Origin of the sequence: Cronobacter universalis NCTC 9529 (assembly GCF_001277175.1) — a bacterium.
Taxonomy (GTDB): Bacteria; Pseudomonadota; Gammaproteobacteria; order Enterobacterales; family Enterobacteriaceae; genus Cronobacter; species Cronobacter universalis.
Genome location: NZ_CP012257.1, coordinates 2540958 through 2554080 on the forward strand (window position 1 = coordinate 2540958; position 13123 = coordinate 2554080).

The 13123-nt window shown below is 58.1% G+C and carries 13 protein-coding genes, 1 pseudogene and 1 riboswitch; of the genes and pseudogenes, 9 read left to right on the plus strand and 5 right to left on the minus strand.

Going from position 1 to position 13123, the window contains the following annotated elements:
* Positions 1 to 28: 28 nt before the first annotated feature.
* The gene (locus AFK65_RS11705; protein ID WP_007698754.1) at positions 29 to 214 is read right to left on the minus strand and encodes a YoaH family protein; all 186 of its coding nucleotides are present in this window, start codon (positions 212 to 214) and stop codon (positions 29 to 31) included.
* Between the two features lie 90 nt (positions 215 to 304).
* Here AFK65_RS11705 and pabB point away from each other — a divergent pair, with 90 nt between their 5' ends.
* The 4 genes from pabB to AFK65_RS11725 all read left to right on the plus strand — a co-directional run bounded on the left by pabB (position 305) and on the right by AFK65_RS11725 (position 5515).
* Positions 305 to 1669: an aminodeoxychorismate synthase component 1 gene (pabB, locus tag AFK65_RS11710; RefSeq protein ID WP_032804698.1), complete on the plus strand. Its 1365-nt coding sequence runs from the start codon at positions 305 to 307 to the stop codon at positions 1667 to 1669.
* A gap of 2 nt (positions 1670 to 1671) precedes the next feature.
* On the plus strand, positions 1672 to 2250 hold the full coding sequence (locus tag AFK65_RS11715) for a CoA pyrophosphatase (RefSeq protein ID WP_038856940.1): 579 nt from the start codon (positions 1672 to 1674) through the stop codon (positions 2248 to 2250).
* A gap of 171 nt (positions 2251 to 2421) precedes the next feature.
* Positions 2422 to 3786, plus strand: coding sequence for an L-serine ammonia-lyase (gene sdaA / locus AFK65_RS11720; protein WP_004387270.1), 1365 nt, complete (start codon positions 2422 to 2424; stop codon positions 3784 to 3786).
* A gap of 130 nt (positions 3787 to 3916) precedes the next feature.
* Positions 3917 to 5515, plus strand: a complete 1599-nt coding sequence (locus AFK65_RS11725; protein WP_038856939.1) for an EAL domain-containing protein — start codon at positions 3917 to 3919, stop codon at positions 5513 to 5515.
* Positions 5516 to 5518: 3 nt separating this feature from the next.
* Here the strand turns inward: AFK65_RS11725 and yoaE are convergent, their stop codons facing one another.
* Positions 5519 to 7078 (minus strand): CNNM family cation transport protein YoaE, encoded by a 1560-nt coding sequence (yoaE, locus tag AFK65_RS11730; protein WP_038856937.1) that lies wholly within the window; start codon positions 7076 to 7078, stop codon positions 5519 to 5521.
* Positions 7079 to 7540: 462 nt separating this feature from the next.
* On the opposite strand from yoaE, the gene manX reads away from it, so the two are divergent.
* The 5 genes from manX to mntP all read left to right on the plus strand — a co-directional run bounded on the left by manX (position 7541) and on the right by mntP (position 11690).
* A complete protein-coding gene (manX, locus tag AFK65_RS11735) occupies positions 7541 to 8503 on the plus strand; it encodes a PTS mannose transporter subunit IIAB (RefSeq protein ID WP_007698771.1) in 963 nt (320 codons plus the stop codon).
* Positions 8504 to 8567: 64 nt separating this feature from the next.
* Positions 8568 to 9368: a PTS mannose/fructose/sorbose transporter subunit IIC gene (locus AFK65_RS11740; protein ID WP_007698774.1), complete on the plus strand. Its 801-nt coding sequence runs from the start codon at positions 8568 to 8570 to the stop codon at positions 9366 to 9368.
* A 12-nt stretch (positions 9369 to 9380) separates the two neighbouring features.
* Positions 9381 to 10232, plus strand: a complete 852-nt coding sequence (locus AFK65_RS11745) for a PTS mannose transporter subunit IID (protein ID WP_007698777.1) — start codon at positions 9381 to 9383, stop codon at positions 10230 to 10232.
* Between the two features lie 60 nt (positions 10233 to 10292).
* The gene (locus AFK65_RS11750; protein ID WP_007698780.1) at positions 10293 to 10751 is read left to right on the plus strand and encodes a DUF986 family protein; all 459 of its coding nucleotides are present in this window, start codon (positions 10293 to 10295) and stop codon (positions 10749 to 10751) included.
* Between the two features lie 197 nt (positions 10752 to 10948).
* Positions 10949 to 11120, plus strand: a riboswitch (yybP-ykoY riboswitch).
* Between the two features lie 6 nt (positions 11121 to 11126).
* Entirely contained in the window at positions 11127 to 11690 is a 564-nt protein-coding gene (gene mntP, locus AFK65_RS11755; RefSeq protein WP_007698783.1) for a manganese efflux pump MntP, read from the plus strand.
* Here mntP and rlmA read toward each other — a convergent pair.
* From rlmA to AFK65_RS21105, 3 genes and pseudogenes are all read right to left on the minus strand, one after another.
* Entirely contained in the window at positions 11687 to 12502 is an 816-nt protein-coding gene (gene rlmA / locus AFK65_RS11760) for a 23S rRNA (guanine(745)-N(1))-methyltransferase (RefSeq protein WP_038856935.1), read from the minus strand. The genes mntP and rlmA overlap by 4 nt on opposite strands.
* A 154-nt stretch (positions 12503 to 12656) precedes the next feature.
* Entirely contained in the window at positions 12657 to 12866 is a 210-nt protein-coding gene (gene cspE / locus AFK65_RS11765) for a transcription antiterminator/RNA stability regulator CspE (RefSeq protein WP_004386688.1), read from the minus strand.
* A gap of 15 nt (positions 12867 to 12881) precedes the next feature.
* A pseudogene (locus AFK65_RS21105) lies at positions 12882 to 13023 on the minus strand (DUF2627 domain-containing protein); the annotation flags it as partial.
* Between the last annotated feature and the right edge of the window lie 100 nt (positions 13024 to 13123).

Consider the following 13123-nt stretch of genomic DNA (forward strand, 5'->3'; position numbering starts at 1 on the left):
CTCGCTACCTTTTCCTGGAGCCGGAGGCTTATTCCTCTTCGTCCTCGTCTTCAAAGCGCGCGACGATGCGATCGCCTTTATGGGTGGCGCGGATCTCCTGGGCCACCTGCGCGATGGCCTCGCCGCTGCTCATGCCCTGCGACATCAGCTCCTGAATTCGTTCGACCGCTTGCTGTTGTTGTTCATGGGTGAGAGAAGGTAAACCTGCAAACATCGCTGACTCCTGTTACATTGATGAGTTCAATTATTTCACGCCGGGCGCGCGGGCGCCAGACGCCCCGCGCCGTTGTTAGCTGTCGTCCTGATGAATACGAACCAGACTCCTGAACTGATCTCCCTGCCCTGGCGCGCCGATGCGCTGCAACAGACCTTTTCTGCGCTACAACACCAGCCGTGGGCGATGCTGCTGCACTCGGGTTTTGCCGAGCACGCCCACAACCGTTTCGACATTCTGGTAGCCGACCCGCGCGTCACGCTGACCACGCGGGGGGCGCTCACTATGACGCAAGACGCAGAGGGTTGCCAGCAGAGCGACGACGATCCGCTGTGTCTGCTGCACGCGGCGCTGGCGCGTTTTCCGTTTTCGCCCGCGCCAGATGAGGATTTCCCGTTTCAGGGCGGCGCGCTCGGGCTGTTTGGCTACGATCTCGGGCGGCGCTTCGAACGGCTGCCATCACAGGCCAGCGCCGATCTCAACGCGCCGGATATGGCGGTCGGCATCTATGACTGGGCGCTGGTAGCCGATCATCACCGCGAGCGCCTGACGCTGCTCTGCTACGGCGATGCCAGCGCGCGTCTCGCCTGGCTTGACGCACAGCAGCCGGTTGAGACCGCGCCGTTTCGCTTAACCACGCCCTGGCGCTCCAACATGAAGCGCGAGGAATATGGCGAGAAATTCCGCCAGGTTCAGGCGTATCTGCTAAGCGGCGACTGCTATCAGGTCAATCTCGCGCAGCGGTTTTGCGCGCAGTACGAAGGCAGCGAATGGCAGGCGTTTTTAAGGCTCAATGCCGCTAACCGCGCCCCGTTCAGCGCCTTTCTGCGCCTGCCGGATCAGGCGATTCTAAGCCTGTCGCCGGAGCGGTTTATCCGTCTGCACGACAGCGCCATCGAGACGCGCCCCATTAAAGGCACGCTGCCGCGCTTGTCCAATCCCGAGGACGATGCCCGCCAGGCTTTAAGGCTCGCGAACTCGCCTAAAGATCGCGCCGAAAATCTTATGATTGTCGATCTGCTGCGTAACGACATTGGCCGCGTGGCGACGCCTGGCAGCGTCAAAGTGCCGGAGCTGTTTGTGGTCGAGCCGTTCCCGGCGGTGCATCATCTGGTCAGCACCATTACCGCGACGCTGCCGCCGTCGCTTCACGCCACCGATCTCCTGCGCGCGAGCTTCCCCGGCGGCTCTATCACCGGCGCGCCCAAGGTGCGGGCGATGGAAATTATTGAGGAACTGGAGCCGCAGCGGCGCAACGCCTGGTGCGGCAGCATCGGTTATCTCAGCTTCTGCGGCGCGATGGACACCAGCATTACCATCCGCACGCTGACCGCCGACGGCGGCGCGCTGTACTGCTCTGCGGGCGGCGGCATCGTGGCGGACAGCGAGGAAGCGGCGGAATATCAGGAAACTTTTGATAAAGTTAACCGTATCCTGCACGCATTAGAGAGGTGACGATGGAGAATAGCCCGCTGACGCTCGACCGGTTTTTATCGCGTTTCCAGCTTCTGCGCCCGCAGATGAGCCGTTCCAGCCTGAATCAACGCCAGGCCGCGGTGCTGGTGCCGGTGGTGCGCCGCCCGGAACCGGGCCTGCTGCTGACGCAGCGCGCGGCCACGCTTCGCAAGCACGCGGGCCAGGTGGCCTTCCCCGGCGGCGCCGTCGATGCCACCGACGCCTCGCTAATCGCGGCGGCGCTGCGCGAGGCGCAGGAAGAAGTGGCTATCCCGCCCGAGGCGGTGGAGGTTATCGGCGTGCTGCCGCCGGTCGACAGCGTGACCGGTTTTCAGGTGACGCCCGTGGTGGGCATTATCCCGCCGGATCTGCCGTATCACGCCAGTGAAGATGAAGTGGCGGCGGTCTTTGAGATGCCGCTTGCCGAGGCGCTGCGGCTCGGGCGCTATCACCCGCTCGACATCCACCGGCGCGGCAATCATCACCGCGTCTGGCTCTCCTGGTATCAGCACTATTTTGTCTGGGGCATGACCGCAGGCATTATTCGTGAGCTGGCGCTACAAATCGGCCACAAACCCTGACTATTATTGTGGGTGAAAAGTGGGATCCGCAGCACTTTATTAGGCGGCCTCGCCTTATTCATTAGTTTAATTCATGTGAATAGTTAACTGCGCAGCACAATAACCTTTTACACTATGCGCTGTTTTCACACCGTCATTTGCAACGCAGATGACTCTGTCAGGAGTTACCACGTGATTAGTATATTCGACATGTTTAAGGTGGGCATTGGCCCCTCCTCTTCCCATACCGTAGGTCCGATGAAGGCCGGGAAGCAGTTCGTCGATGACCTGGTCGAAAAAGGATTATTGCAGGACGTGACCCGCGTCGCGGTGGACGTCTACGGCTCGCTCTCATTGACCGGCAAAGGGCACCACACCGACATCGCCATTATTATGGGCCTGGCGGGCAACGAACCCGCCACGGTGGATATCGACGCCATACCTGCGTTTATCCGTGATGTCGAAACCCGCGGTCGCCTGCTGCTCGCGCAGGGCGCTCATGAAGTGGATTTCCCGAAAGATAACGGGATGCGTTTTCAGAGCGACAATCTGCCGCTGCATGAAAACGGCATGACCATTCACGCTTACAGCGGCGAGAAAGAGATCTACAGCAAAACCTATTACTCCATCGGCGGCGGCTTTATCGTCGACGAAGAGCATTTCGGCAAAACCGCCAGCAATGAAGTGAGCGTGCCGTATCCGTTCCATTCCGCCAAAGATCTGCTGGCCCATTGCAAAGAGACCGGCCTGTCGCTCTCCGGCCTGGTGATGAAAAACGAGCTGGCGCTGCACAGCAAAAAAGAGATTGAAGACTATTTCGCCGATGTCTGGCAGACCATGCGCGCCTGTATCGATCGCGGGATGAATACCGAGGGCGTGCTGCCGGGCCCGCTGCGCGTACCGCGTCGCGCCTCCGCGCTGCGCCGCATGCTGGTTTCCAGCGATAAGCTCTCCAACGATCCGATGATCGTGGTCGACTGGGTGAACATGTTTGCGCTTGCCGTGAACGAAGAGAACGCCGCGGGCGGCCGTGTGGTTACCGCGCCGACCAACGGCGCGTGCGGCATCGTACCGGCGGTTCTGGCCTACTATGATCACTTTATTGAATCGGTAAGTCCGGATATCTACATTCGCTACTTCCTGGCGGCGGGCGCTATCGGCGCGCTGTACAAAATGAACGCCTCTATTTCCGGCGCCGAAGTGGGCTGCCAGGGTGAAGTGGGTGTCGCCTGCTCAATGGCGGCGGCGGGCCTGGCGGAGCTGCTGGGCGCGAGCCCGGAGCAGGTCTGCGTGGCGGCGGAAATCGGTATGGAACATAACCTGGGCCTTACCTGCGATCCGGTCGCAGGCCAGGTGCAGGTGCCGTGCATCGAGCGTAACGCCATTGCCTCCGTGAAGGCGATTAACGCCGCGCGTATGGCGATGCGACGCACCAGCGAGCCGCGCGTCTCGCTCGATAAAGTCATCGAGACCATGTATGAAACCGGCAAAGATATGAACGCCAAATACCGTGAAACCTCACGCGGCGGCCTGGCCATTAAGGTCCAGTGCGATTAATGCCTTAGAGCGCCGCCCTCGCGGCGCTTTTTTTATCCCCGCCCGCCTTTTATTTCTCCCGTCGCGTCAACGCCCACTACACTCTTAACATTCGCCTTCATAACTCAGATGAGTCTGAGAGACCGAGCCTATGCAAAAAGCGCAGCGCATTATCCGGGCTTACCGCCGTCGGCGGTTGATCCTCTGTTTTGCCCTCGCCCTTCTGACGTTACTGGTGACGCTGGGAATACGCTATCTTGCCGACCGCAAACAGTATCAGCACGACACCACGCGCTACGCCTCGCGCGCGGTGGAAACGATTGAAGAGCTGCTGGTGCCGCTCGACGCCGCACGTACCGCGCTGCTGCCGCTGGTAGGCGTGCCATGCCTGCAGGTGCACCGCCAGTTGCGGGAGATGGCCGCCAGCCTGCAGACGGTGCGATCCATTGCGCTGGTTAATGACGGCATCCTCTATTGCTCCAGCATTTTCGGCGAGCGCAACGTGCCGGTGCATCAGTTGCAGCCCCATTTGCCTTCCCCAACGCCCCTGATGCGCCTCTCGCGCGACAGCTCGCTGATTAAAGGCAGTCCGGTGCTGATCCTCTGGACGCCCTCTCTCGACAGCGGCGAATCAGGTGTGTTACAGGCGGTCAACATTGAGTTTATCGCCAGCCTTTTGCTCAATCCGCACCCGCCCGTTATCGAGCATGTGCTGTTCGACGTGGCGGGCAAACATCTGGAATATGGCCGCGGCCTGACGGAAACGGCGCACGCGAGTAACGGGCTGACGCAATATCAGCAAACGTCAGAACGCTACCCGTTCTCCGTGACGCTGCTGGGGCCCTCGCCGGACGCGCTGGCGCTGAAAAATCTGCCGGGCCAGCTACCGCTTGCTGTACTGCTGAGCCTGCTGATTGGCTATATCGCCTGGCTTGCGACCGCCCGACGCATGAGTTTCTCCTGGGAGATCAACCTCGGTATCGCCAACAATGAGTTTGAAGTCTACTGCCAGCCGCTGGTAAGCGGTAAAACCGGCGAATGCACCGGAGCGGAGCTGCTGCTGCGCTGGAACAATCCGCGCCTCGGGCCGATTGCGCCGGATGTGTTTATCCCGCTTGCCGAACAGCTTAAGCTGATTAACGCGCTAACGCGGTATGTGCTGATAAAAACCGTCGCGCAGCGTCACTATTTCCCGGCATCCGCCGATTTTCATATCGGGGTGAATATCGCCGCCAGCCATTTTCAGGGGGGCGTGATTATTGACGATCTGAAGCGCTACTGGTATCCGTCGCGCCCGGTTCAGCCGCTGTTTCTGGAGCTTACCGAACGCGACGCGCTGCCGGAGGTGGATTATCGCGTGGCTCACGATTTGCGCCAGCTCGGCGTGAAACTGGCGATCGACGATTTCGGCACCGGCCAAAGTTCGCTCTCCTATCTCGAAACGCTCAGCCCTGACGTGCTCAAAATGGATAAACGCTTTACGGCGGCTATCGGCACCGACGCGGTGAACTCGACCGTCACGGACATTATTATCGCGATGGCGAGAAGGCTGAAAATTGAACTGGTGGCGGAAGGCGTGGAAACCGAAGAGCAGGCCGCGTATTTGTGCCGCCTCGGCGTGCCAGTATTGCAGGGGTATTTATTCGCGCGCCCGATGCCGCTCAGCGAGCTGCCGCAGTGGCTGGAGCAACGGCGCGCCCATCCGGGCACGCCGTTCTGGCGCCGGCGTCTTCCGGCGCCGATGGTCTGACGGTTACTCTTCTTCGTCGTGGTGCGGTGTGTCTTTCACTACCCGCACCAGATCGACGCGGTAAGGGTTAGCCTCGACGATAGTAATACGCAGCGGCGGCATCGCCAGTTCATCGCCCACGCACGGGATCTGTCCGTTAATGGCGATAACCAGCCCGGCGACCGTGGCGATATCCTCTTCGTCGTTAACCAGCGACGGGAGATCGAGCGTCTGTTGCAGCGCATGGAGGTCGGTCGACCCTTTCACCAGCCAGCCGTCGCCGTCGTGAACGATTTCCGGCGTTTCGTCGGCGTCCGGGAATTCACCGGCGATAGCTTCCAGCACGTCCAGCGGCGTCACCAGCCCCTGCACCACGCCAAACTCGTTATTAACGATAACGAAGCTGCCGCGGGCGCGGCGCAGCACGCCGAGCAGGTTGATCGGATCCAGCGTCTCCGGCACCACAATCACCGGCGTCGCCGAGGCGATAGCTGCGACGTCCACGCCCTCTTCCAGCGCCATTAACAGCTCTTTGGCGCGCACCACGCCGATGATTTCATCGAGCTCGCCACGGCACACCGGGAACAGGCTGTGCGGTGAGGACAATAACTGCTCGCGGATCTCATCCACGCTGCGGTTGGCGTCCACCCAGCTGATTTCGCCGCGCGGCGTCATGATGCTGCGAAGCGAGCGGGACGCCAGCGTCAGCACGCCGTTGATCATGTAACGCTCTTCTTCCGCAAACGCCTCGTCATGCACCGGCACTACGGTGTGATGCTCGGTTTCACTGACCGGCGCGGGACGGCGACGATTGCCCATCAGACGCAAAATCGCCTCCGCCGTACGCGCGCGCAGCGGCAGGTTCGACTGATGCTTCAGGAAGTTGCGGCGCGCCACCTGGTTGAAGAACTCGATGATGATAGAGAAACCGATCGCCGCGTAGAGGTAGCCTTTCGGAATATGGAAACCGAAGCCTTCCGCCACAAGACTCAGACCAATCATCAGCAGGAAGCTCAGACAGAGCACCACGACCGTCGGGTGCGCGTTAACGAAGTTGGTCAGCGGCTTCGAGGCGAGCAGCATCACGCCCATCGCAATCACCACCGCGGCCATCATTACCGGCAGATGGTTCACCATGCCTACCGCCGTAATCACGGCGTCCAGCGAGAAGACGGCGTCCAGCACCACAATCTGCGCGACGACGACCCAGAAGCTGGCGTAGCCTTTGCCGTGGCTGTCGTTATGCTGGCGGTTTTCCAGCCGTTCATGGAGCTCTGTCGTGGCCTTGAACAGCAGGAACAGGCCGCCGAGCAGCATGATCAAATCACGGCCGGAGAAGCTCAGTTCCCACACGGTGAAGAGCGGACGGGTAAGCGTCACCATCCAGGAGATCAGCGACAACAGACCCAGACGCATCACCAGCGCCAGGGATAAACCAATCAAACGCGCTTTATCGCGCTGCTTTGGCGGCAGTTTGTCCGCGAGAATGGCGATAAACACCAGGTTGTCGATGCCGAGAACGATCTCCAGCACCACCAGCGTTAATAAGCCCACCCAAATCGAGGGGTCCATTAAGAATTCCATAACAGGCTCCTGCGCAAGGAATGACTAAACGGCACCCCAACGATGTCGGGCGCTTTGATATGATTTATCAGTGAGTTAAGGCGAAAGCCTTGTGAAATGGCGGCTGATGAAAGCCTGGAAACGAAAAGACGTCGGTGACGGTCCATACGGTGGGCTGCTGCCCGCTACTCCTGTTAGTTAATCGGAAATGTACCTTAACAAAGCGTAATAGCCTTTGGCAAAGATTTACCAGAATTTGCAATCGGTCTGACATAAAAAACGCGCATATTTTGCGCTTACGCCGAATGCCTTGTTTTGAAGGCAAAATTACTGACCTTCATCACATACATTATTTTTTCGCCTTCTAAAATAAATCGTGCTTAGGTTCTGAAAGCTTACAAATCCTTATCTGAATCGATTCGATAAGCGAATCACTGTTAGCGGTGCCTGTAAAGGCATTGACGATAACCACGGAGGTAGCAAGTGACCATTGCTATTGTCATAGGCACGCATGGCTGGGCGGCCGAACAACTGCTCAAAACAGCGGAAATGCTGTTGGGCGAGCAGGAGAATGTCGGCTGGATCGATTTCGTGCCCGGCGAAAATGCGGAAACCTTGATCGAAAAATATAACGCGCAGCTTGAGAAACTGGACACCAGCAAAGGCGTTCTCTTTCTGGTGGATACCTGGGGCGGCAGTCCGTTCAACGCGGCGAGCCGCATTGTGGTGGACAAGCCCAACTATGAAGTCGTCGCCGGGGTGAATATCCCGATGCTCGTCGAAACCTTAATGGCGCGCGACGACGATCCGGCTTACGATGAACTGATAGCGATTGCCGTTGAGACCGGACGCGAAGGCGTGAAAGCGCTGAAAGCCAAACCCGTTGAAAAAGCGGCTCCCGCCGCCCCCGCCCCGAAAGCGGCGGCGCCTGCCAGACCTATGGGGCCCAACGACTATATGGTCATCGGCCTCGCTCGTATCGACGACCGTCTGATTCACGGCCAGGTCGCCACCCGCTGGACCAAAGAGACCAACGTTTCGCGCATTATCGTGGTGAGCGATGAAGTCGCCGCCGACAACGTGCGTAAAACGCTGCTCACTCAGGTGGCTCCGCCAGGCGTCACCGCGCATGTGGTGGATGTCGCCAAAATGATCCGCGTTTATAACAACCCGAAATACGCGGGCGAGCGCGTGATGCTGCTGTTCACCAACCCGACTGATGTTGAGCGCATCGTGGAAGCCGGCGTCAAAATCACCTCCGTCAATATCGGCGGGATGGCCTACCGTCAGGGCAAAACCCAGGTGAACAACGCGGTCTCTGTCGATGAGAAAGATATCGAGGCCTTTAAGAAACTCAACGCGCGCGGCATTGAACTGGAAGTGCGTAAAGTCTCTAACGACCCACGTTTAAAAATGATGGATTTAATCAGCAAAGCCACGAAATAAGGGCATTGCGGATCCACGATTACTCAGAATTTACACGTAAGCTTGATATCACAGGAGAAGTACAATGGAGATTACCACTCTTCAGATTGTGCTGGTGTTCATCGTCGCCTGTATCGCGGGTATGGAATCGGTGCTTGATGAATTTCAGTTCCACCGCCCGCTGGTGGCCTGTACCCTGGTCGGGGCCGTACTGGGGGATATGAAAACCGGCATCATCATCGGCGGTACGCTGGAGATGATAGCGCTCGGCTGGATGAACATCGGTGCCGCCGTGGCGCCTGACGCCGCGCTGGCGTCGATTATCTCGACCATTCTGGTTATCGCCGGGCACCAGAGCATCGGCGCCGGTATCGCGCTGGCGATTCCGCTGGCCGCCGCAGGCCAGGTGCTGACCATCATCGTGCGTACCATTACCGTCGGCTTCCAGCACGCGGCGGATAAGGCGGCGCAAAACGGCAACCTCACCGCGCTGTCCTGGATCCATGTTTCGTCGCTGTTCTTACAGGCGATGCGTATCGCTATTCCGGCGGTTATCGTGGCGATTTCCGTCGGCACCAGCGAAGTACAGAGCATGCTTAGCGCGATCCCGCAAGTCGTGACCGGCGGCCTTAACATCGCAGGCGGCATGATTGTGGTGGTCGGTTACGCGATGGTCATCAACATGATGCGCGCTGGCTACCTGATGCCGTTCTTCTATCTCGGCTTCGTTACCGCCGCCTTCACCAATTTCAACCTCGTGGCGCTGGGCGTCATCGGCGCCGTTATGGCGGTGCTCTATATCCAGCTGAGCCCGAAATATAACCGCTCCGCAGCGGCGCCCGCGCACACTGCTGGCGCGAACGATCTTGATAACGAACTGGATTAACAGGTGAGCGACATGGTTGATATGACTAAAACAACTGGTGAGAAAAAACTGACCCCAGGCGATGTGCGCGGCGTGTTTATCCGCTCTAACCTCTTCCAGGGATCGTGGAACTTTGAACGTATGCAGGCGCTCGGCTTCTGCTTCTCGATGATACCGGCGATTCGCCGCCTGTACCCTGAGAACAACGAGGCGCGTCGTCAGGCCATTAAACGCCACCTGGAGTTTTTCAACACGCATCCGTACGTGGCAGCGCCAGTGCTCGGCGTCACGCTGGCCATGGAAGAGCAACGCGCGAACGGCGCGGAGATCGACGACGGCGCGATTAACGGCATTAAAGTGGGCCTGATGGGGCCGCTGGCAGGCGTCGGCGACCCGATTTTCTGGGGTACGGTGCGTCCGGTGTTCGCGGCGCTCGGCGCGGGCATCGCCATGAGCGGCAGCCTGCTCGGCCCGCTGCTGTTCTTCGTGCTGTTTAACCTGGTGCGTCTCGCCACGCGCTATTACGGCGTGGCGTATGGCTACCGTAAAGGCGTCGATATCGTGAAAGATATGGGCGGCGGCTTCCTGCAAAAACTGACCGAGGGGGCGTCAATTCTCGGCCTGTTTGTGATGGGGGCGTTGGTTAACAAATGGACGCACGTTAACATTCCGCTGGTGGTGTCGCGTATTACCGACCCGAGCGGCGCGGAAAAAGTCACGACAGTGCAGACGATCCTTGATCAGCTGATGCCGGGCCTGGTGCCGCTGCTGCTGACCTTCGCGTGCATGTGGTTGCTTCGTAAAAAAGTGAACCCGCTGTGGATTATCGTGGGGTTCTTCGTAATTGGTATCGCCGGTTACGCGGTCGGCCTGCTCGGCCAGTAACGGTAAATGTAATGCGCCGGGGGCCCGTGGCTCCCGGCTTTTTTATTTAAGGGAGACGGCATGACGCTGACTGATGGAGTGCTGGTCATTTTGATTATCGCGCTGCTGGGCTGGGCCATTTATGACCAGTGGGGAACCGAGCGTCGCCACGGGAAGACATTGCTGCGGGTGGCGCTGCTCAGACGCGGGCGCGCCGACAGCCTGATCTTCACAGGTCTGGTCGCCATTCTTATCTGGCAGAACATCGCCTCGCACGGCGCGCTGCTCACCACCTGGCTGCTGGGCGCGCTGGCGTTAGTCGCGATTTATCTTTTCTGGATCAGAGAGCCGCAAATACGCTTTAAGCGCGAAGGCTTTTTCTTTGTCGGCGGCTGGGTGAAATATAACCACATTAAAGCGATGAATTTATCCGAAGATGGCGTTCTGGTCATGCAATTAGCCAGACGTCGGTTGCTTATTCGCGTTAAGAATATCGACGACTTGGAGAAAATTTATCAGTTTATGATTAACAATCAATAGGTTAAAAATATAGCACAGGCTATTTTTGCGTGTAAAAAATAGCCATGCTTATAGCCCGTGCTATATTTTTATACGATAGTTTTCTTTAATTTTTAACAACTGCGTCACGTCCAGCGATTAAGCGAAAACCATTCTCATTTATAACCAAAAGGTTATTAGCCCATTATTGTCTTTGGCGTCTGGAATATGGTAAGGTTGCGCCCGTCATTGGGGAGTAGCCAATTTCCTTAAGGAAATGTACGCGTCAACATACTCGTTGCAAAACGTGGCGCGTACGGACTGAAGCCCTTTCAGTCAGGCGAGACCATAGGCACGCGGCCGCTGTTTACTGGGGGCGGTCGGCGTGTATATGGTGATCCCGGTCAGGACGTCGATATGAATCTTTCCGCAACCCTGCTTCTCGCTTTCGGCATGTCAATGGACGCGTTCGCGGCTTCCATCGGCAAAGGCGCCACGCTCCATAAACCCAAATTTTCCGAAGCGCTCCGCACCGGCCTGATCTTTGGCGTTATCGAAGCGATTACTCCGCTGGTAGGCTGGCTGCTGGGTCTGCTGGCTACGCAGTTTGTGCTGACCTGGAATCACTGGATAGCGTTTGTGCTGCTGGTGTTCCTCGGCGGCCGGATGATTATCGAAGGCATGCGCGGCTGTGAGGAAGCGCCAGAGAAACTCCGTCGCCACAGCTTCTGGCTGCTGGTGACCACGGCGTTCGCCACCAGCCTTGACGCGATGGCAGTCGGCGTCGGCCTCGCCTTCCTTCAGGTCGATATCGTGAAAACCGCGCTCGCTATCGGCTGCGCCACGCTGATTATGTCAACGCTCGGCATGATGGTCGGCCGCTTTATCGGCCCGCTGCTTGGCAAACGGGCCGAAATTCTTGGCGGCGTGGTGCTTATCGGCATCGGCTGCCAGATCCTCTGGAGCCACTTCGCGGGTTAAGCCTCGCGTCGCCAGACCCGCAGGCAAAAATCGGTTTCACAGCCAAACGCCGTTTGTTCTTTTAGCGCTGCCCACACTTCAGGGCGCGCGCGCCAGGCGAACGGCGTCATCTGTAAAAGCGTCGTCGCCTCATCCCCATTCAGGCTCATCTCATAGCGTAACGCATGTTCTTCCGCGAGCGTAAAGCCAGGCAGCGACTCCTCATTCGGCGCATGCAGCCGCACCTCATCATAGATAAGCCCTTTGAGCTGGATAAGATGGCGCGGGCCAGGCGTGACGGTCGCCACGACGCCGCCGGGTTTTACCACGCGTGCCAGCTCTTCGGCTTTGCAGGGCGCGTAGATGCGCACGACGGCATCGAAGAAGGCGTCCGGGAACGGCAACCGGTGGCTGGATGCCACGCAAAAGGCAATATCGGCGTAACGTTTTGCGGCAAAGCGGATGGCGCTGCGCGACACATCAAGGCCAAAGCTCTGCCCACCGCGGGCGGCGGTAAGCGCCGCGAAGGCGCTGGTGTAGTACCCTTCCCCACAGCCCAGATCCAGCAGCGTCGCGCCGCTCTGCGGCAGGCGCTCATTCAGCAGTTCTGCGGTATGCTCGCGAAGCGGCGCGTAGTGGCCGGCGTCGAGAAACGCGCGGCGCGCCTGCATCATTTCGGCGCTGTCGCCCGGATCCCGTGAGCGCTTATGCTGCACCGGGAGAAGATTCACGTACCCTTCCTTTGCGATGTCAAACTGATGGTTGCTGGCGCAGCGGAAACTGCTGGCTTGCGCCTGTAGCGGCAAATGGCAAAGGGGGCAGATAAAAGACATGACGACTCCGGAACAGCGCAAAACGCGAAGTTTAACGTGATTCGGCGGTCGGGGAAACGCTGATGCGCGTAAGGAATGAAAAAGCCCCGCCGATGGGCGGGGCTTTAAAATAGCTGGCCGGTGGAAACAAGGCACCGGGTCAGTTTAAGTGCGATTAGATAGCAACTACGTTAACAGCTGCCGGACCTTTCTGGCCGTCCTGAATCTCGAACTCAACGTTCTGGCCTTCAGCCAGAGTTTTGAAACCATTACCCTGGATTGCAGAGAAGTGTACAAACACATCTTTGCTGCCGTCAGCAGGAGTAATGAAACCAAAACCTTTAGATTCGTTGAACCACTTAACTTGACCTTTAATCTTTGCCATTTCGCAAATTCCTTCAATTGTTTTGTTCGCCCGCAGGCGCTGACTTAGATAAAACAGAGACATTACTGCTTGAGGCACTAAAATAAGGTTCGGCAGAGAAGCGGTATTCAACGACAACGTGTTTACTCAGGACTTCTTTACTGAAAATGCCACACATAAACAGAACTGTACCTCGTTTAACCCAAAACTTGTTATCACATACAACGTAACCAATGGCAAGCCATTTTTATACGCTGCACGATCTGTCGCACAGATTC